The 18,663-nt window shown below is 62.7% G+C and carries 16 protein-coding genes and 1 tRNA gene; 8 read left to right on the forward strand and 9 right to left on the reverse strand.

The window, feature by feature from the left end:
• Positions 1-146 precede the first annotated feature (146 nt).
• Positions 147-3,173 (forward strand): alpha-mannosidase, encoded by a 3,027-nt coding sequence (locus KSW38_RS16700; protein ID WP_216926052.1) that lies wholly within the window; start codon positions 147-149, stop codon positions 3,171-3,173.
• A gap of 54 nt (positions 3,174-3,227) precedes the next feature.
• On the opposite strand, the gene KSW38_RS16705 is transcribed toward KSW38_RS16700, so the two are convergent.
• From KSW38_RS16705 to KSW38_RS16725, 5 genes are all read right to left on the reverse strand, one after another.
• Positions 3,228-4,067 (reverse strand): amino acid ABC transporter ATP-binding protein, encoded by an 840-nt coding sequence (locus KSW38_RS16705; protein WP_216926053.1) that lies wholly within the window; start codon positions 4,065-4,067, stop codon positions 3,228-3,230.
• Positions 4,054-4,713 (reverse strand): amino acid ABC transporter permease, encoded by a 660-nt coding sequence (locus KSW38_RS16710; protein WP_216926054.1) that lies wholly within the window; start codon positions 4,711-4,713, stop codon positions 4,054-4,056. The genes KSW38_RS16705 and KSW38_RS16710 overlap by 14 nt, the downstream gene beginning before the upstream one ends.
• Positions 4,714-5,529 carry an amino acid ABC transporter substrate-binding protein gene (locus KSW38_RS16715; protein ID WP_216926055.1) on the reverse strand — a complete coding sequence of 272 codons (816 nt, stop codon included), beginning with the start codon at positions 5,527-5,529 and terminating at the stop codon, positions 4,714-4,716.
• 242 nt (positions 5,530-5,771) lie between these two features.
• A complete protein-coding gene (locus tag KSW38_RS16720) occupies positions 5,772-6,479 on the reverse strand; it encodes a hypothetical protein (RefSeq protein WP_216926056.1) in 708 nt (235 codons plus the stop codon).
• On the reverse strand, positions 6,476-7,198 hold the full coding sequence (locus tag KSW38_RS16725) for a hypothetical protein (protein ID WP_216926057.1): 723 nt from the start codon (positions 7,196-7,198) through the stop codon (positions 6,476-6,478). Before KSW38_RS16725 ends, KSW38_RS16720 begins: the two co-directional genes overlap by 4 nt.
• 279 nt (positions 7,199-7,477) lie before the next feature.
• Between KSW38_RS16725 and KSW38_RS16730 the strand changes: the two genes are divergently transcribed.
• Both KSW38_RS16730 and KSW38_RS16735 read left to right on the forward strand, forming a co-directional pair.
• Positions 7,478-9,139, forward strand: coding sequence for an ABC-F family ATP-binding cassette domain-containing protein (locus KSW38_RS16730; protein ID WP_216926058.1), 1,662 nt, complete (start codon positions 7,478-7,480; stop codon positions 9,137-9,139).
• A 2-nt stretch (positions 9,140-9,141) separates the two neighbouring features.
• Complete coding sequence (locus KSW38_RS16735) at positions 9,142-11,058, forward strand: ABC transporter ATP-binding protein (RefSeq protein WP_216926059.1); 1,917 nt, start codon at positions 9,142-9,144, stop codon at positions 11,056-11,058.
• Between the two features lie 64 nt (positions 11,059-11,122).
• Here KSW38_RS16735 and KSW38_RS16740 read toward each other — a convergent pair whose 3' ends face one another.
• From KSW38_RS16740 to KSW38_RS16750, 3 genes are all read right to left on the reverse strand, one after another.
• Positions 11,123-11,530, reverse strand: coding sequence for an NUDIX hydrolase (locus KSW38_RS16740; RefSeq protein WP_308169412.1), 408 nt, complete (start codon positions 11,528-11,530; stop codon positions 11,123-11,125).
• Complete coding sequence (locus KSW38_RS16745) at positions 11,517-11,984, reverse strand: DUF6314 family protein (RefSeq protein ID WP_216926060.1); 468 nt, start codon at positions 11,982-11,984, stop codon at positions 11,517-11,519. The genes KSW38_RS16740 and KSW38_RS16745 overlap by 14 nt, the downstream gene beginning before the upstream one ends.
• 1 nt (position 11,985) lies before the next feature.
• Positions 11,986-12,058 (reverse strand) — tRNA-Arg (locus KSW38_RS16750).
• A 106-nt stretch (positions 12,059-12,164) separates the two neighbouring features.
• On the opposite strand from KSW38_RS16750, the gene KSW38_RS16755 reads away from it, so the two are divergent.
• Both KSW38_RS16755 and KSW38_RS16760 read left to right on the forward strand, forming a co-directional pair.
• A complete protein-coding gene (locus KSW38_RS16755) occupies positions 12,165-12,959 on the forward strand; it encodes a DUF998 domain-containing protein (RefSeq protein WP_216926061.1) in 795 nt (264 codons plus the stop codon).
• A gap of 43 nt (positions 12,960-13,002) precedes the next feature.
• Complete coding sequence (locus tag KSW38_RS16760; protein WP_216926062.1) at positions 13,003-13,818, forward strand: DUF998 domain-containing protein; 816 nt, start codon at positions 13,003-13,005, stop codon at positions 13,816-13,818.
• Here the strand turns inward: KSW38_RS16760 and KSW38_RS16765 are convergent.
• Positions 13,757-14,383: a hypothetical protein gene (locus tag KSW38_RS16765; protein ID WP_216926063.1), complete on the reverse strand. Its 627-nt coding sequence runs from the start codon at positions 14,381-14,383 to the stop codon at positions 13,757-13,759. The two genes, KSW38_RS16760 and KSW38_RS16765, sit on opposite strands and share 62 nt — an antisense overlap.
• Before the next feature lie 33 nt (positions 14,384-14,416).
• Between KSW38_RS16765 and KSW38_RS16770 the strand changes: the two genes are divergently transcribed.
• From KSW38_RS16770 to KSW38_RS16780, 3 genes are all read left to right on the forward strand, one after another.
• On the forward strand, positions 14,417-15,262 hold the full coding sequence (locus KSW38_RS16770; protein ID WP_216926064.1) for an inositol monophosphatase family protein: 846 nt from the start codon (positions 14,417-14,419) through the stop codon (positions 15,260-15,262).
• A 76-nt stretch (positions 15,263-15,338) separates the two neighbouring features.
• Positions 15,339-17,891 (forward strand): DNA helicase PcrA, encoded by a 2,553-nt coding sequence (gene pcrA, locus KSW38_RS16775; RefSeq protein ID WP_216926065.1) that lies wholly within the window; start codon positions 15,339-15,341, stop codon positions 17,889-17,891.
• Between the two features lie 23 nt (positions 17,892-17,914).
• Positions 17,915-18,604, forward strand: coding sequence for a hypothetical protein (locus tag KSW38_RS16780; RefSeq protein ID WP_216926066.1), 690 nt, complete (start codon positions 17,915-17,917; stop codon positions 18,602-18,604).
• The last annotated feature ends 59 nt before the right edge of the window (positions 18,605-18,663 follow it).

Raw genomic sequence — 18,663 nt, forward strand, 5'->3', positions numbered from 1 at the left:
TCAATCACTTGGCTATTGAGCTGGAACAACGTAGATTTTATCCATCGATTGGAATCGCCGTGTCCACTACTAACGCCGTCCATCAGATGCCGGTTCGCCAGCCGGCCATGACGCTTTGCCACCAGCCCATGCCTAAGGGGATTTAATTGCACGACGACCGCCGGATCACTGAACAGCGTCTCGATCGATTCGTTCGGGAACGCCTTCTTCCGGCCATTTACGGTAGGTCCGTCCCACTGCAGCTCAGCAGCTGGGACGCGCCTGGAGAACCCGTGCCCGCAGCGGAGGCCATTCGCCAGCTCTTCACGCCCCAGGAGCCGGGCGCACCTTGGGGTAAGCCGTGGAGCACCAAGTGGCTAAGGCTCCAGGGCGAAGTTCCAGAAGGCTGGGGTTCAGCCGAGGGGACGGCGGTGGAAATCATCGTGGACCTGGGTTTCAACAGCGACGTGCCGGGGTTCCAATGTGAAGGCACGGCATGGCGGGCCGATGCCAGCATCATCAAGGCGATCTCACCGCGTAACTACCACGTTCCGCTGAAGCTGCTCGGCGGCGGACTGTCCGTGGATTTCTATGTTGAAGCGGCAGCCAACCCGGATGTGGCGCAGGGTTGGTCATTTGCCCCTACTCCTTTGGGGGATAAGGCTACGTCCGGCGACGAACCCCGGTATCGCCTGGGCCGGATTGCCATTGCCGAACTCAACGAGACGGTGTGGGAACTCAACCAGGACGTTTGGACATTGAGCGGGCTCATGCACGAGCTCCCCATGGACCTGCCGCGCCGCCACGAAATCCTGCGGGCCCTGGAACGGATGCTGGACATCATGGATCCGGATGACGTCGCCGGAACGGCTGCCGCAGGCCGCGAGACGTTGGCGGAAGTACTGAGCCGTCCCGCCTATGCTTCGGCCCACGAACTCGTGGCCACCGGTCATGCGCACATCGACTCCGCCTGGTTGTGGCCCGTCCGTGAAACCATCCGCAAGTGTGCCCGCACGTTCTCCAACGTGGTGGCCCTCATGGACGAGGACCCCGGCTTCGTCTTCTCGTGCTCCTCAGCCCAACAGATGGCCTGGACCAAGGAATTCTTCCCTGAGCTCTTTGTCCGTATCCGGGAGAAGGTCCGGGCCGGGCAGTTCGTGCCCGTCGGTGGCATGTGGGTTGAATCGGACACCAACATGCCCGGTGGCGAGGCCATGGCGCGCCAGTTCGTGGAAGGCAAGAGTTTCTTCTTGAAGGAATTCGACGTGGAGTGCCAGGAAGCCTGGCTGCCCGATTCCTTCGGTTACTCCGGAGCGCTGCCACAAATCGTCAAGTCAGCGGGTTTGCGTTGGTTCCTTACGCAGAAGATTTCCTGGAACAAGGTGAACCGGATGCCTCACCACACCTTTACGTGGGAAGGCATCGATGGCACCAGGCTGTTCACCCATTTCCCGCCGGTAGACACGTATAACGCTGAGCTCCATGCGCGCGAACTTGCGCACGCGGAACGCAATTACCGTGACCACGGCCGCGGCACCATGTCTTTGGTTCCCTTCGGTTATGGCGACGGCGGTGGTGGTCCCACACGCGAAATGGTGGCGGCTGCACACCGCACGGCGGATCTTGAAGGTTCCCCCAAGGTCCGGATGGGCACGGCCAAGGACTTCTTCACGGCCGCCGAAGCCGAGTACCGGAACCTCCCGGTGTGGGTGGGCGAGATGTACCTGGAGATGCACCGCGGAACGTACACCAGCCAGGCGAAGACGAAGCGAGGCAACCGGCGCAGCGAGCACCTGCTGCGCGAGGCAGAACTGTGGTGCTCCACGGCTGCAGTGCGCCTGGGCGACGCCTACGCCTATCCCGAAACGGAGCTCAAGAGGCTCTGGCGGTTGGTGCTCTTGCAGCAGTTCCACGACATCCTGCCGGGCAGTTCCATTGCGTGGGTCCACCAGGACGCCGAGCGGAATTACGAGGCGATCGCCCGCGACCTTGAGGCCATCATCGGCCAGGCAGCCCAAGCGCTCGTCGGCCAGGGAGACAGGCAGTTCCTGCTCAATGCTGCCCCGCATAAGAGGGGTGGCGTTCCGGCGCTGGCCGCTGCGGAAGCCGTGAAGCCGGAGGCAGTTGTTGATGCCCGCGAAAAGGATGGCGGCTACGTCCTGGACAACGGAATCATCCGCGCTGCCTTGGACAGTGACGGCTTGTTGACCTCACTCATGGACCACGCCACCGGCCGTGAGGCGATGGTCCCCGGTCAGCCCGGCAACCTGCTTGAGCTGTTCAGGGATACTCCAAATGAATGGGACGCCTGGGACATCGAGGAGTTCTACCGTCGCAACGTCACCCAAGTGACCCAGGCGGAAACCATCGATCTTGAGCGCACGGAGGCAGGCGCCGTCGTGGTGGTCAAGCGTACGGTTGGTGCCTCTACCATCACGCAACGGGTAACGCTCGACGCCGGTGCGGAGTCGCTGGGGATCTCCACCACAGTGGACTGGCAAGAACGCGAAAAAATGCTCAAGATGGCCTTCCCGCTGGATGTTCGGGCGGACCGCTCGGCCTCCGAGACCCAGTTCGGCCATGTGTTCAGGCCGACCCACACGAACACATCATGGGATGCTGCGAAGTTCGAGATCTGCGCCCATCGCTGGATCCACGTTGCCGAGCCCGGTTATGGCGTGGCCGTCAGCAACTCCTCCAGCTATGGGCACGACGTCACCAGGGCTGTGCGCGGAGACGGAGGGACGACCACCAATGTCCGCGTTTCGCTGTTGCGTTCCGCAAGGTTCCCGGACCCTGAAGCAGATCGCGGCGAGCACACACTTGAACTGTCCATCAGGCCTGGAGCGGGAATAGGGGATGCCGTGGAGGAGGGCTACCGCACCAACCTGAAGCCCCGCTATGTCACTGGTAGCAAGCCAGTGGAACCCCTGCTGTCAGTGTCCAACCCTGCCTTGGTAGTGGAGGCAGTGAAGCTGGCTGAAGATGGCTCCGGAGACGTCATTGTGCGTCTTTACGAATCCTTGGGACAACGCTCAGCCGGTGTAGTCAGGGCGAATTTTGAAGCTCAGGGCGTCCTGGCCACGGACCTGCTGGAACGGCCGGTAGAGGCCCCTGGAGTGACTGAGGGGCAGGACGCAGCCGAGCTGGTCCTGCGCCCGTTCCAATTGGTCACGTTGCGGTTCGCCCGATAAAGGCTGGGCGCGCCCGAATGCTGGACAGCGCGAAGGAGACCTGCGCCAAGAGGTTTAGACGTCGTGTTGGAGCCGCTTCACGAACAACTTGGTCCGTTCCTGCCGGGGTGCGCGCAGCACTTCGGCAGCTGGGCCACGCTCCACTACAACGCCGCCATCCATGAAGATAACCTCATCCGCAACATGTTGGGCGAAGGCCAACTCGTGGGTCACGATCACCATGGTCCAGCCTTCCTCGGCGAGTTCCTTGATGACGCCCAGGACGTCTCCGACGAGCTCAGGATCCAACGCCGACGTGGGCTCGTCGAACAACAGCAGTTGGGGCTGGAGCGCCAAGGCGCGGACGATGCCCACGCGCTGCTGTTGTCCGCCTGAGAGCTCGAACGGATAAGCGTCCCGCTTGTCAGCCAGGCCCACCCGCTCCAGCAATCGTTCGGCTTCGGCGATGGCCTCTGCCTTCGGGCGCTTCTGGACCTGCACGGGACCCTCGATGATGTTCTTCAGGACCGTCATGTGCGGGAACAAGTTGTAGTGCTGGAACACCATGGCACTGCGGTCCCGCAGCGCAGCGATCTCCCTCTTGCCTACTTTGGTGCCGAAGTCGATCGAGAGGTCATCGGAGGTCTCGCTGCTCGGGCCGGAGCCCGGGCCCCGGCCGGTGCCGCCAAAGGTGACAGTACCGGCGTCGGGGATTTCAAGGCCGTTAAGCGAGCGCAGAACAGTGGTCTTGCCCGAACCAGATGGACCGATGAGGGCCACCACCTGGCCGCGGCGGATGTCGATATCGATGTCGCGGAGGACTACGTTGCTGCCGAAGGCTTTCGCGAGGTTCCGGGCCTTCAGGACTGACGTGACGCGTGGTTCGCGCTGTTGGGATGCATCAGTGGGCGACATAGCGGTCCAATCTCCTTTCCACAGCGGACTGCGCAGTGGAAAGGACCAGGCAGATGACCCAGTAAACCAGGGCTGCCTGCAGGTACAGGGCCATGAACTCCTGGCTGAACGCAGCGATTTGCTGGGCATTGCGGAAGAGTTCAGTAACCAGGATGAGTGATGCGAGCGAGGTGTCCTTGACCAGGGAGATGAAGGTGTTGGACAACGGCGGAACGGACACGCGTGCCGCTTGCGGAAGGATGATGCGCACCAGCGTTTGGGGGTGGGACATCCCGATGGTGTGGCCGGCTTCCCACTGGCCCTTGGGGACCGAAAGTATCGCAGCCCGGATGATCTCCGCAGCGTAGCCTCCCACGTTCAAGGAGAAGGCGATGATGGCGCTCGGCCAGGGATCCAGCCGGATGCCAATGCTGGGAAGGCCGAAGAAAATCACGAACAGCTGCACCAGCAGGGGAGTACCGCGGATGACCGAGACGTAGAAGCGACCTATGCCGGACAGCAGCCAATTCGAGCTAAGCCGCAACAGCGCCACCACCAAAGCCAGCACCAGGCCCAGAGCGAAGGAGGCCAGGGTAAGGGGGATGGTGCCCGTTACGGCACCGGTGATGATCGGCCCGAAGGAACTCCAGATGAGGTCCCAGTTCATTTATTTGGTGACATCCGCACCGAAGTACTTTTCGGAGATCTTTGCCAGGGTTCCATCTGCCCGGAGGTCATCCAGCGCCTTGTCTACAGCCTTGGTCAGCTCTGTGGAACCCTTTCGGAACACGAGGGCGCTCTCGGTCTTGTCCGGCGCTTCGGCGGCCACCTTCAAACCGGAATCCGGGGTGGTTTTGGCGTAGTCCAGGTAGGTGAGTTTGTCGTTCACCGTTGCGTCCACGCGCCCCTGTTGTACGAGGGTGGCAGACTGGGCCCAGCCTTCAACTGCTTGAACGTTGGCGCCGGCCTCCACTGCCATTTTGTAGAAGTTGCTGGTCAGCGACTGCGCGGTGGTCTTTCCCTTGAGGTCAGCAAAGCTGTTGATGCTGGAGTTGTCCTTCTTGGTCACCACAACGCCGGTGGAGACGGTGTAGGGCTTGGAGAACTCGTACTTGGCTTTACGCTCGTCATTGATGGAGATCTGGTTGGCAATGGTATCGAACCGCTTGGCGTCCAGGCCCGCAAAAATGCCATCAAACTGCGTCTCTTGGAAGCTCGCCTTCACTCCCAGCTTTTCAGCCACGGCCTTGGCAATCTCAACGTCGAAGCCCGTCAATTCACCAGCGCCCTCGGCGTGGAAGCTGAACGGGCGGTAGGTTCCTTCCGTTGCGATGACGAGTTCGCCCTTGGATTTCACATCGGACAAGGATGTATCGCCACCGGACTGGGCTGGAGTGGAACCGCCACCGCAGGCAGAGAGTGCAAGGGCAGCGGCGGCCAAGGTAGCGGCGAAAAGAGAACGGCGGGAGCGAAGGCTGGTCATGGAGCCATCTTAGTCACGGGCAAACGCGGATTCCCGGAAGGGAAGGCTTGGACGCCCACTGAAGGTGTGGTTAAAAAGGCTGAGTGGGGGCGGTCCCCAACAGCCCGCCACCACTCATCCCCCCAATTGTGATCACGTGGGCGCCACGTTCACCGGAAACCCGTTCTCTGATTCCGGTGCCAGGCTGCAACCGCGTTCACACATTCATGATTGTGCCACGATCTAATAGTTTTGTGAAAGTCTTACGCTGTGCGTCTTGCTTTGCGCCGGGCAAATGCCTTGGAAAACCAGATCCCGGCCAGCCCAATGGCGGTCGCCAGCACTGCGGAGTAGTTAATCAGGGAACGCAGCCACAGGTGCACTAGCGGGATCAGTGGGAAGAGTTGAGACACCAACAGCAACGCCAGGCCAACAAACAGCAGGGCCGATGCCGCACGCAGCAGCGCTGGGTAGCGGCCCACGATGGTCCGCCAGATGGCGGGCAGCAAACAGGCTGATACGTATCCAGGATAGAAGCGGCCCAGGGCCGCATAGGCCTCCATGGATGGTCCCCAGGTCAGCCCTGTCATTCCCGCCGTGGAACCGCGGGTGTCCGTGATGACAAAGAAAAACGTCGTCAATGCCACCGTGATTCCCAGGACTGCCAGCCCCCAAGGGCCACGAATGGCTCGTTCCGCTGACGTGGAAGCGAAGCCCATGGCAATCTTGATGCCCATCAGCAGGAACGTACCGTACAGCAGGAACCGCAGGATCAGGTTGGTGACGTTAACTCCGCCGAGCAGGGCATCGATGGCAAGGTACGGGCCTTCGATGCTGAGGAGGATATCCAGGGTGATCAGCGCGAAAATGTAGAAAACTACCCGGTTCTCACCCCTGAGCAGGCTCGGAATCCGTGCGATGGTGATTGCCAGGCACACCAGCAAGGTTGCCCAAGGCAGGACAGCCGTCATCCGAGGTTCTCCCAAATTCGTTCAGTTCGTTCATGGTCTTGTTCTTGACGGCGCAAGGTCTTGCCCAGCGCCTGAAGCCTCTCACCGGCGAGGGTCACCAGTTCGCCCAGGGTCATCCGGTCCAGGGCCTCCTGCCGCCCATTGGGGGACCAGCCGGCCTCGGCCTCTGTGAGCAGCCCACCAGCAACCAGCCCGCCCGCTGGCCCGACGCCGGCAGCCCGCGACGTTGCGATGGCCAGCTCTGGAGGAAGCCTGTTGGCGGTCAGGTGGGCGGAGAAGTTCTGTGGTGCGATGCCGGTGGCTTCGCTGACCCGGTGCCGCAACTCGCCGTCGTCGATTGCATCCACCCAGTTGCGCACCGCGGTGGGGTGCGGTGTTGGCGACAGTCCTGCGACAGAGACGGATCCCGGTTCACTGCGTTCCACTACCGCGCGCAGCAAATCCATGGTCGCAATCTGGCTCACCAGTTCATCAGGCGTGGGCGGGACGGGATCGCCCCGAAGATCTGCATAGAGGTCAAAAGTGGCCAGGGCTTGTACAGGACTGATGTGATAGCCCCGGCTAATGCTGACCAGCGTTGACTCTGCCACCTTGCCGCGGACCAGCTGTTGGGCCAGCGTTGTCCGTTTTATCCCGGAAATCCTGCAGACGTCCGCTGTGCTGGCGTTGGGTGCAACGCCGTGAAGCCAGCGTTGGAACGCCTTGGACGGTAAGGGCATGGAGGGCTTTCTGGGGTATTTCAAACGGGCAAGTCCGGGCCGATCCAAAAAGGAGCCGGAGCGAAGGTACGGATTGATTTTACGCCGACGCCACATTGAATTATGCTTGATGCTTGAACCCGTTGGTCCGTACACCCCCCAAGTCCGGACCAGCGGGTTTTTCCATGCCCATGGGAATCACGGGCAGTGTGGCCGCGTTTCGTAGGTGAACCCGCGCTTGTTTTACCGCGCTGGTGATGTAGACGCGAGCGCCTGATGGCGCTGCGAGAGGAATAGAGAATGACTGCAACACTGGTGGCCAAGGATCTTTCCGGTGGTCATGGCCACCGCACGCTCTTTTCGAAGCTTTCCCTCACCGTTGCTCCCGGTGATGTGGTGGGCGTGGTGGGCGCGAATGGCGCTGGCAAATCCACGCTTCTGCGCATCCTCTCCGGCGTGGACCAGCCGCAGGAGGGGACCGTCAATCTGGCTCCGTCGGACGCCTTTGTTGGCTGGCTGCCCCAGGAACATGAGCGCACCGCGGGCGAAACCATCGCAGCCTACATTGCGCGCCGCACTGGTTGTGCCCAGGCCACTGCGGAGATGGAAGCCACCGCCGAGGCCCTTGGTTCCGGGGCTCCCGGAACGGATGACGCATACTCCTTGGCTTTTGACCGCTGGATGGCATCCGGTGCTGCAGACCTGGAGGACCGGATTCCTGCTGTACTGGCGGATCTTGGCCTTGAGCTTGGCACCGATGCCCTCATGACAGGCCTCTCCGGTGGGCAGGCTGCCCGGGTTGCTTTGGGAGCCCTGCTGCTCAGCCGCTTCGATGTTGTCCTTCTTGATGAACCTACCAATGACCTGGACCTCGATGGCCTGGCCCGGCTGGAGGCTTTCGTGCAGGGCCTGCGCGGGGGAGTGGTTCTGGTTTCCCACGACCGTGAGTTCCTGGCTCGCTGCGTCACCACCGTTGTGGAACTGGACCTCGCCCAGAATTCCGTGGCTGTCTACGACGGCGGCTACGAAGCGTTCCTCGAAGAACGTGCCGTCGCCAAGCGCCACGCCCGCGAACGCTATGAAGAGTTCGCCAACACCAAAGCCGATCTTGTGTCCCGTGCACGCACGCAGCGCGAGTGGAGCTCCCAGGGCGTCCGCAATGCGATGAAGAAGAACCCTGACAACGACAAAATCCGGAGGGCCGCGAGTACCGAGTCGTCCGAAAAGCAGGCACAGAAGGTCCGCCAGATGGAGTCGCGCATCGCCCGCCTCACCGAGGTGGAGGAGCCGCGCAAGGAATGGCAACTGCAGTTCAGCATCGGCCAGGCACCCCGCTCAAGTGCCGTCGTCGCCACCCTTCGTGACGTGGTGGTCCGCCAAGGCGACTTCACGCTGGGGCCGGTCAACCTGCAGCTCAACGGCGGTGAGCGCATCGGAATCACCGGGCCCAACGGCGCCGGTAAGTCCACTCTCCTGCGCTTGCTGCTGGGCACCCGGAAGCCCGACGACGGCGAGGCCTCCATGGGTGCGTCTGTCGCCATCGGCGAAATCGACCAAGCCCGCGGACTGCTCGACGGCGGACGGCAGCTTGGCGACGCCGTCGAAGCCGTGCTGGTGGACTGGAACAGTGCGGACGTCCGCACGCTGCTGGCCAAGTTCGGCCTCAAAGCGGACCACACTTCGCGGACCGTTGATTCGTTGTCCCCGGGAGAGCGAACCCGTGCTGCGCTGGCCCTCCTGCAGGCCCGGGGCGTGAACCTGTTGGTGCTTGACGAGCCCACCAACCACCTTGACCTCCCTGCGATCGAGCAACTGGAAGAGGCGCTGGAAAGCTACGAAGGCGCCCTGCTCCTCGTCACCCATGACCGCCGCTTGCTGGAAAACGTGCGGTTGGATTCGCGATGGCATCTGGAAAACGGCCGTGTCCAGGAGCTTCACCACATCCCCGGCCAGGAGAAGTAACCATGAGCATGGATGGCGTTGCCTGGAGCTCGCTGCACAAGATCACGCGTGCCCAGAGCGGCTCGCAACCCTTCTCGAAGGAGACGCTGAAACGTGTCCTGGGCTTTGCCGCACCCCACAAGGGCAAGCTCATAGCCTTCGTTATTGCCTCGATCGCAGGCGCCTTCCTCGCCGTCGCCACGCCTGTGCTTGCCGGGCAAGTGGTTGACGCCATCATTGCCAAGGCAGATGTCGGAACGGTGATCTGGCTGGCCGTCCTCATTGCGATTGTGGCTGTTGGCGAGGCTGGAGTCGGACTGGTGACCCGATGGTTGTCCTCCACCATCGGCGAGGGCGTCATCGTGGACCTCCGGACGCGCGTGTTCGACCACGTGCAGCGCATGCCCGTCGCTTTCTTCACCCGGACACGCACCGGCGCATTGGTCAGCCGCTTGAACAACGACGTCATCGGGGCGCAGTCAGCCTTCGCCGGTACCTTGTCCGGCGTGGTGAGCAACGTGGTGGCGCTCGCCTTGACTCTGATCGTCATGCTCAACACGTCCTGGCTGGTCACCGTTCTGGCCATGGTGTTGCTTCCAATCTTCCTCATACCTGCCCGGCGCATGGGCTCCAAGCTGGCAGACCTCCGACGCGAGGCAGCCGCGCACAACGCTGCCATGGGTACGCAGATGACCGAAAGGTTCTCCGCTCCCGGCGCCACATTGGTAAAACTCTTCGGCAGGCCGGACGAGGAATCCCGGGAGTTCGCTGCCAGGGCCGGCCGCGTACGCGATATCGGCATCCGCACCGCCATGCTGCAGTTCACCTTCGTCACGGCGCTGACTTTGGTCTCGGCCTTGGCCTTGGCCCTCGTTTACGGATTGGGCGGCTGGCTTGCCCTTGGTGGCCAACTGGCACCAGGCGACGTAGTTGTCCTGGCCCTTCTCCTGACCCGTCTCTACGCGCCGCTTACCGCGCTCTCCAACGCGCGCGTGGAAATCATGAGCGCACTTGTCAGCTTCGAGCGGGTCTTCGAGATCCTGGACCTGCAGCCGCTCATCACGGAAAAGCCGGATGCCGTAGCCGTTCCGTCCGGACCCGTGGCCGTGGAATTCCACGACGTCCGCTTTTCGTACCCGTCGGCGGACAAAGTGTCCCTTGCCTCCTTGGAAGACGTGTCCACCCTGGACACGCGCGGCGGCGAGGAAGTTCTGCACGGTGTCAGCTTCCGCGTTGAGCCAGGCCAGACGGTGGCCTTGGTGGGCTCGTCCGGCGCAGGAAAGTCCACGGTGGCCCAACTCTTGTCCCGCCTGTACGACGTCGACTCCGGAGCGGTGCGCCTTGGTGGGCGCGGGCCTGGCACCGGCGTGGACGTCCGGGACCTTCAGTTTGACTCCCTGCGCGACGCACTGGGCATGGTGACCCAGGATGGCCATCTGTTCCACGAAACCATTGCATCCAACCTGCGCCTCGCCCGGCCCGATGCCACGGAAGAGGACATGTGGGAGGTGCTCCGGCGAGCACGCCTGGAACCCATGATCCGGTCCCTTCCCGATGGCCTTGAGACAGTTGTGGGGGAGCGCGGATACCGGCTCTCCGGTGGTGAACGGCAAAGGCTCACCATCGCCCGTTTGCTCATCAAGCAGCCGCGCGTCGTGATTCTGGATGAGGCAACCGCCGCGCTGGACTCCACCAACGAAGCCGCCGTCCAAGCGGCCTTGGGGGAAGCACTCGAGGGGCGTACCGCCGTCGTGATTGCCCACAGGTTGTCTACGATCCGTGCGGCAGACGTGATCCTGGTGGTAGAGGACGGCAGGATCGTGGAGCGCGGCACCCACACCGAGTTGCTTGTTGCCGACGGCCGCTACGCCGAGCTGTACCGGACCCAGTTTGCGGAAGCCACGGCGGTGGCCGAGGAAGCTGTCCCGGAGCCCAACTAAGTCGCATTTAAGCGCGTTTTGAGGGCTCAAAACGCGCACAAATGCGACCTACTTGGGTGACCTCCTACTTAGGCGAGGCGAGCGCAGGGAGGACGTGGTCCGTCAGCAGGGGTGCGAGGTCCTCGGGTAGCGGTGCTGCGAGGTCCAGCCAACGGATCTCTGCGATCTCGGCCGAAGGGTGTGCTTCCCAGGTTCCAGGAGCCGTGAAGACTGTGGCCTCGATGTTGGTTGCGGCCTCGTTGGCAGCCACTGCGAGCCAAGCGCCCAGGGGTTCGAGTTCCTCCGGGGCTACCTCGATGCCTACTTCCTGGAACAATTCCCTTGCTGCAGCTTCCGCGGCGGTTTCACCGGCCTCGGGTTTGCCGCCTGGATGCATGAATTTGTCCGTGCCCCGTTTGCGGACGGTCAGGAGCTGGCCCTCCTTGTTGTAAACGCACACTGCGCTGACCACGATCACATCAGTAACGCTCACGCTTGCCTCCGGCTTTGATTCGAACCAGATGCGATTCCAGCAGCAGATCCTTTGCGGGACCGCGGACATCCCACGTGAAACTGAATGCATCCGGGCCCTCCCAGGTGTAGTTCACGTAGTAGTCGTCGGGGTCGCACCAGTGTTTGTCTTGGTTGGCCTGCTCCGCGAAGCTCATGACATGGAAGGGCCGGCCGTCGGGGAAGAAAACGCCCATGGAATCCGGTTCAGGGCCTGGCTTGAGGAGATATTCGCGGAACGCCGCGCCCGTGTGCGTGGGCCAGTGCATGGTTCCGTCCTCGCGGTACTGGAGGCCGCCGTCGGGCCCTTCCGTGTAGCGCACGACGCCGGTAAAGGTTCCGCGGGTGCCGGAGGCCCGGTCCAGGAGAGTCCGCTCCACATTCCACGCGCCAGCCAAATAGCCGCGCAAGTCCTGTGGGGGCTGCTGGTGGTTCAAGTGCCCTCGATTGGAATCGAACCAACGACACCGGCTTTAGGAGAGCCGTGCTCTATCCACTGAGCTACGAGGGCCTGCGTGTCCATCGCCCGGAGTCCCGTTACGGAGCTCCATGGCCGGACACGACTACAAGCATACAAGCTGCCGGGCCGGTGCCCGAACACGGCTAGGCTGGCGGTCATGAGAGGGCATGCGACACCACCGGAAACCACCGGCACATTCCTTCCGGATGTCCGCGCAACACGGGCAAACATTGGCGGCTGGGCCCAGTTGAGCGTGGTCCAGTATTTCGTTGCCGAGGCTGCCGTTATCGAGGCCTGGGCCGGTCCGGAGCCCTACAGCAGAGCTACCGGGTTCATCAGCGACCTCGGTGCTGCCTCGTGCGGCGTCTACGAGGACCGGGCCGTCTGCTCACCACTCCATGTGCTGATGAACGCCTCGTTTGTTGTCCAGGGCCTTGCATTGATCCTTGGTGCGGTGTTCCTGACCGCAGGGCTTTTGTGCGTGGCAGCGCGTCCGGGCGTGCATGCCCAGCGCTTCCACGCCACCACGGCCGACAAAGAACCCCGGACCAGGGTCTTGGCCAAGCCCTGGATCATGGCTGTGGCCATCCGAATACTCACGGGTGTTTCGGGCGGCGGGACGGTAATCGTTGGCCTGGTGCCAGAGGATGTCGGCTCCCCATGGCATTTCGCGGGCGCCCTGATGTTCTTCATTGGTGGTGGCTTCGCATTGCTGCTGCTAGGCATCCTCTGGTTCCGGCAGACCCCGATGAGCTGGTTCATCGCAGCCTGTGGCTCCTTGTGTATCGGAGCGCTCATCATTGGGGGGATCACGGGAATGGAAGTGCCCCAGCCCGGAACACTGGAACGGCTGATGGGCTACCCCGTGACCATCGGCCTGGCTGCTGCCGGCTTGGTCATCGCCCAACGGGTGCGCACCGTGCGGAAAGCCAACCGACTCAGGCAGCGCTGACTGAACGGGTGCGCCATCGGGGCTCCGGGACTATTCTGGCGCTATGACGACGGCGGGTGGTCCGCTCGGCGGGGACCGGGGACTTCTGCCTGACCTCGCTGGCCGGCGCGAGCTGATCGGGGGTTGGGCCGCGATCACCCTCATCCACTATTTCGTTGTGGAAGCCACGGCGATGGCTGTGTGGCAAGGCAATCCAGGTTATGACCGGCGTGCCCACGTCATCAGTGACCTTGGCGCTGCCCACTGTGGTCCCTTTAACGGTTACGAGGTGTGCTCGCCGCTTAATTGGCTGATGAATGCCTCGTTCGTGCTCCAAGGGGTTGCCATGGTGCTCGGGGCAGTGCTGCTGAGCTCGGCTGTCCTCTCTGTGGCGGCTGAACCGGGCGCCCGGGTGATCCGGCCAAGGATGGCATCACCAGCCGCGGCATTTCCTTGGATTGCAGCGGGGGCAGTCAGGGTGCTGATCCTCGTTGCGGGCATAGGCCAGGCGATGGTTGGCTTGATCCCCGAAGACACTGACCTCGCGCTGCATCTGACCGGTGCGGGGCTGTACTTCATCGCCGGACCGCTGTCCTTGGTGATACTTGGCCTAGTGTGGCGGGGGCATACGCAGATGTCGTGGATAGTGCTGCTGTTCGGAGTAGTTTCCTTGGGAGCAACCATCTACGTCCTTGCGGTGCAGTTGCGGGTCGAGGAGCCGGGCGCCATCGAGCGCACCATGGCGTATCCGATCATCCTGGGGTTGTCCTTGGTGGGCCTGGTAGTGGCTCACCGCGTCACAAGGGAACGGAAAGCTGTCAGGGCTGTTTTGCGTTCTTCAATCCCAGGAACACCGCCGCCGCACCGCACAGCAGGCTAATGAGGAACAGTACCCACGACGCAATGGTGAGGGTGGACGCCAGGGCAACCGAACCGGCGTCGGGCGTTTCCATGGCCAGCATGGAATCGATGGCGACGTTGGACCACAAGTGGGCCACCGCAAACAGCAGGGGAGCGGCCCACATTGCCCAGCGCCACGCTTTGCGCGCAACGTTGGTGCCGATCAGCAGGAGCCAACTGAAGCCGAAGATCAGTGGAAAGAGCGTGCCCGCAGTCTTATGGACGTAGTTCAGCTGGCCCCGGGCGGCCTCGTCCATCGCGGCGCGAAGCTGAGCGACATAGTCCTGGGAGAACCCACCGATCAGCGAATCCGGCATGGCCAGGCCACCTGAAAGCTGCGTCATCTGGTTCAGCGTGAGCAGGTGCAGGTACCAGAACAGGAACAGGCTGGCCACAACTCCCGCGATGACGATCAGCTTGGAGTTGCTCTGCGCCTTCTCGGGGGTCCTCCGCGTGGTGGGATTGATCACGGACGGGAGGGAGTGTTCGGGGACCACTGCCTTGGCTCCGTGCTTCTTGATGCGCTGCGCTGGTGTCTTGGCCATGTCATTCATTATCCCGCCACATAAGCTGGGACCATGACCACCGGCAGGCACACCGCAACTGAACTCGATCCATCACTTGATGACTACCAATTGGCCAGCGCACTGGTCCGCGAAGCAGGCCAACTGGCGCTGCTCATGCGGATGGGCGGACTACAGGGTACGCGCAAGACGTCAGTGTCCGACGTCGTCACGGCAGCTGATCACGCGGCCGAGGCTTACGTCCTGGAACAATTGCGACGCTGCCGCCCGGAAGATGGGATCCTGGGCGAGGAAGGCGCTTCTGTTGCCGGCACGAGTGGCCGGACCTGGGTGATCGATCCGGTGGATGGAACATACAACTTCCTTCACGGCTCCACGTACTGGTGCTCGGCCATTGCCCTTAAACGCGACGACTCAGATCGCGGCGGCAACCGGGTTGCGGACCCGGACGTGTTGCTTGGGGCTATCTACCAGCCCGAACTGGACAAGCTGTGGCTCGGCGGCGACGAGCATCCCGCCAGCCTGAACGGCGAACGCATCTCGGGTTCCGGGGACCTCTCGGTCGGCCAGATCTGCGCAGCAACCTACATCCACCCCACCTGGTTGGCGGACCCACGCACTGCCATGCCCTGGCATGCCGCTGCTGTCTCCGCTGCAGCGCTTCGAATGTTCGGTTCAGGCTCGTGCGACCTCGGCCGGGTGGCCGATGGCGAGCTCGGCTGCTGGTTCCAGCACAGCTGCCCGGAGTGGGACTGGCTCCCTGGCAAGGCGATCGTCCGCGCTGCAGGCGGGGACACCGCCGTCGTGCAGGTCAACGGCCTTAACTGGTTCATCGCAGGAGGCCCGACGGCGGTCCGCGAGCTGAGTGGCGCCCTCACCTCTGTACCGCAGTTTGCGTAGTTTTTGATCGCCTGGGCGGGGCTGACTTTGGGGTGGCCCTTGAGTGTCAGAGGCACCGCCTAGACTGGTAGTCACCATGGATATGTTGTTCGACCCCTACGCAGACGGCCCCTTCAACGCAGGCCCCAAAGCCGCAACCAAGGCTGCCCCGGAGCTTTCGCACGCGGGCGGCGGTACTTCCCGTGCCCGGTTCGGCGAGGGCAGCGGTGGGTCCAGCAGCGGCACAAACGAAAGTCCTGCTTCCGGCGCCTGGGGTCATCAGGAGGCAGGCAGGCTGCCATCTGCCGACGCCCTCCTCCAAGGCTTGAACCCGCAGCAGGAAGAAGCCGTGAAGCACGCCGGCAGTCCGTTGCTGATCGTTGCGGGCGCGGGCTCGGGCAAGACCCGTGTGCTGAGTAACAGGATCGCCTACCTTATTGCCACCAAGCGTGCGCACCACGGCGAAATCCTGGCCATCACCTTTACCAACAAGGCCGCCGCGGAGATGCGCGAACGTATCGAGGCCTTGGTAGGTGGCAGAGCCAAGAGCATGTGGATCTCCACGTTCCACTCCTCCTGTGTGCGAATCCTGCGCCGCGAGGCAGCCAACGTGGGATTGAACTCGAACTTCTCCATTTACGACTCCGCGGATTCCCTGCGCCTGATCACCCTTGTGTCCAAGAACCTGGACCTTGATCCCAAGAAGTTCCCGCCCAAGGCCATCCAGCACAAGATTTCCGCACTCAAGAACGAGCTAATCGACGCCGACTCCTACGTCTCATCGGCAAACCACAACGACCCCTTCGAACAAGCCGTGGCAGAGGTGTTCAAGGGCTACACCCAGCGCCTGCGCCAAGCCAATGCCATGGACTTCGATGACCTCATCGCGGAAACCGTCTACATGTTCCGCGCATTCCCCGCGCTCGCCGAGTCTTACCGCCGTCGCTTCCGGCACGTGCTGGTCGATGAGTACCAGGACACCAACCACGCCCAGTACGCGCTGGTCAGGGAAATCGTTGGCTTGGGAACCGATACCGACGTCGAACCCAGCGAACTCACCGTGGTGGGAGATTCCGATCAGTCCATCTACGCTTTCCGTGGTGCGGACATCCGCAACATCGTGGAGTTCGAGGCCGATTACCCCAACGCGCGCACCATCAAACTTGAGCAAAACTACCGCTCCACGCAGAACATCCTTGCCGCCGCCAACTCCGTGATTTCCCGGAACCCCAACCGCCAGGAAAAGCGGTTGTGGACGGCAGAGGGAGATGGCGAGAAGATCGTGGGCTACGTCGGGGAGAACGAGCACGACGAAGCCCAGTTCATTGCCAAGGAAATCGACCGGCTTCAGGACGAGGAAGGGCTGCGTCCTGGCGATGTCGCCATCTTCTATCGCACCAACGCCCAGTCACGGTCCATTGAAGACGTGCTGGTCCGGGTAGGCCTGCCCTACAAAGTCGTGGGCGGCACGCGGTTCTACGAGCGCAAGGAAATCAAGGACGCCCTGGCGTACTTGCGCGTTCTGGTAAACCCTGACGACGACGTCAACCTCCGCCGGGTTCTCAATGAACCCAAGCGAGGGATTGGCGACCGCGCAGAGGGTGCCGTGGCTGCCTTGGCTGAACGCGATCGGACGTCCTTTATGGCCGCGGCCCGCCGTGCCGACCAAGCGCCCGGCATGGCAACACGTTCTGTGAACGCAGTCCTGGGCTTTGTGAAGCTGCTGGATGACCTCGCTGAGGTGGCTTCCGGATCCGGTGCTGCCGCTGCCCTGGAGGCAGTGCTCGAGCAGACCGGATATCTTGCCGGCCTGCGCGCCAGCAACGATCCCCAGGACGAGTCCCGCGTGGAGAACCTCGCCGAATTGGTGGCCGTAGTCCGCGAGTATGAACGCGACAACCCGGACGGTTCGCTGGGCGAGTTCCTGGAGCAGGTTTCCCTGGTGGCCGACGCCGACCAAATTCCTGATGCTCCCGGCGGGGATATTGACGCCGCGGTGGCCGAAGCCAAGCGCATGGGCGTTGTCACGCTCATGACGTTGCACACGGCCAAAGGCCTGGAGTTTCCGGTGGTCTTCCTGACCGGCATGGAGCACGGTATCTTCCCGCATCAGCGCTCGGCCACGGATCCCAAGGAACTGGCGGAGGAACGCCGCCTGGCCTACGTGGGCCTCACCCGCGCACGCAAACGGCTCTACGTCACGCGCTCCGAAGTCCGCAGCATGTGGGGCCAAAGCCAGTACAACCCCGCCAGCCAGTTTCTGGAGGAGATTCCCGCCGAGCTGGTGGACTGGAAACGTGAGGGCATGAGCCGGCAAGCGGCAGGGGGCGGTTGGGGAAACGCTCCGATCGGCTCCAACCGTTACGGCGGCTCTTTCTGGGGCGCAGGCACCTCACGCGGGGTTGCCGCCAGCCCAACCGCCGGTTTCGACGCCGACGTCCCGGCCGCCGTCGCACGCAACCGGGTGCAGCCGCAAAAGGAAGTCATTTCCGTGGTGGTGGGGGACAAGGTCAACCACACAAGCTTCGGCAACGGCGTTGTGCTGGGAGTCGAGGGCTCGGGCGACAAGACCGTCGCAAAGGTGAAGTTCGACGTCGGTGAGAAGCGCCTGCTATTGCGCTACGCGCCGCTGACCAAAATCGATGCCTGACGCATAACGGCATAATTGGTGGCATGCGACGGACTGTATTGGGGATTCTTGCCGCTTTGCTCATGGTGTTAGCCTCGGGCTGCTCGTTCTCCACCAAGGACCCTGACTACGTTCCGCCGGCGCCGTTGCCTCCGCTGGAACAGCTCAAGCAGGTCCCGGTTACCGAGCAGACCACCTTGGCCGCCGGCGAGGACGTCACCGCATTTGTGACGCCGGACCGCAACATCGTGTGTGCCATGACCTCTTCCAGGGGCGGTCACCTCAACGTTCCGTACGAGGCGAACTCGTATTCTGATGCGGCCAACAACAAGTTTGCCGTGGTGCCTGTGGTGCACTGCGAATTGGCGAAGTACGCCAAACCTGAGCTAACCGACGTCGCAGACGACTGCGCCGGAACGGGCCTGGGTTATCTCGGCGGCACGGTTCTCCTGACGCCGGATAAGGCTGTCTACGGCTCATGTCGTTCCGGCGTAACACAAATGGAGTCTGAGTTCGGGCCCAAAGGTAGCCGGAGCGGCCCCATTTCCAAGCTGCGCGAGTTGGCCGACGGGCAGAACATCGAGCGCAACGGCCTTCGGTGCTCGGCCTATAACGACGGCGTTGCCTGCGGAAATGTCTCCGGTGGCGTGGCGTTCTTTGTCAGCCGGGCGGGCTACCAGCTGATTTCCGACGGCGGCAAAACGGTCAAGGGGAACCTGGAGCCGGCGTCGTGATCGCCGTCGAACAGACGATGAACGGCCAAAAAACCGCGTCATTCTGCGGGTTTTCTACA

It is taken from the genome of Paenarthrobacter aromaticivorans, assembly GCF_019038615.1.
In the GTDB taxonomy this organism is placed as follows: Bacteria; Actinomycetota; Actinomycetes; order Actinomycetales; family Micrococcaceae; genus Arthrobacter; species Arthrobacter aromaticivorans.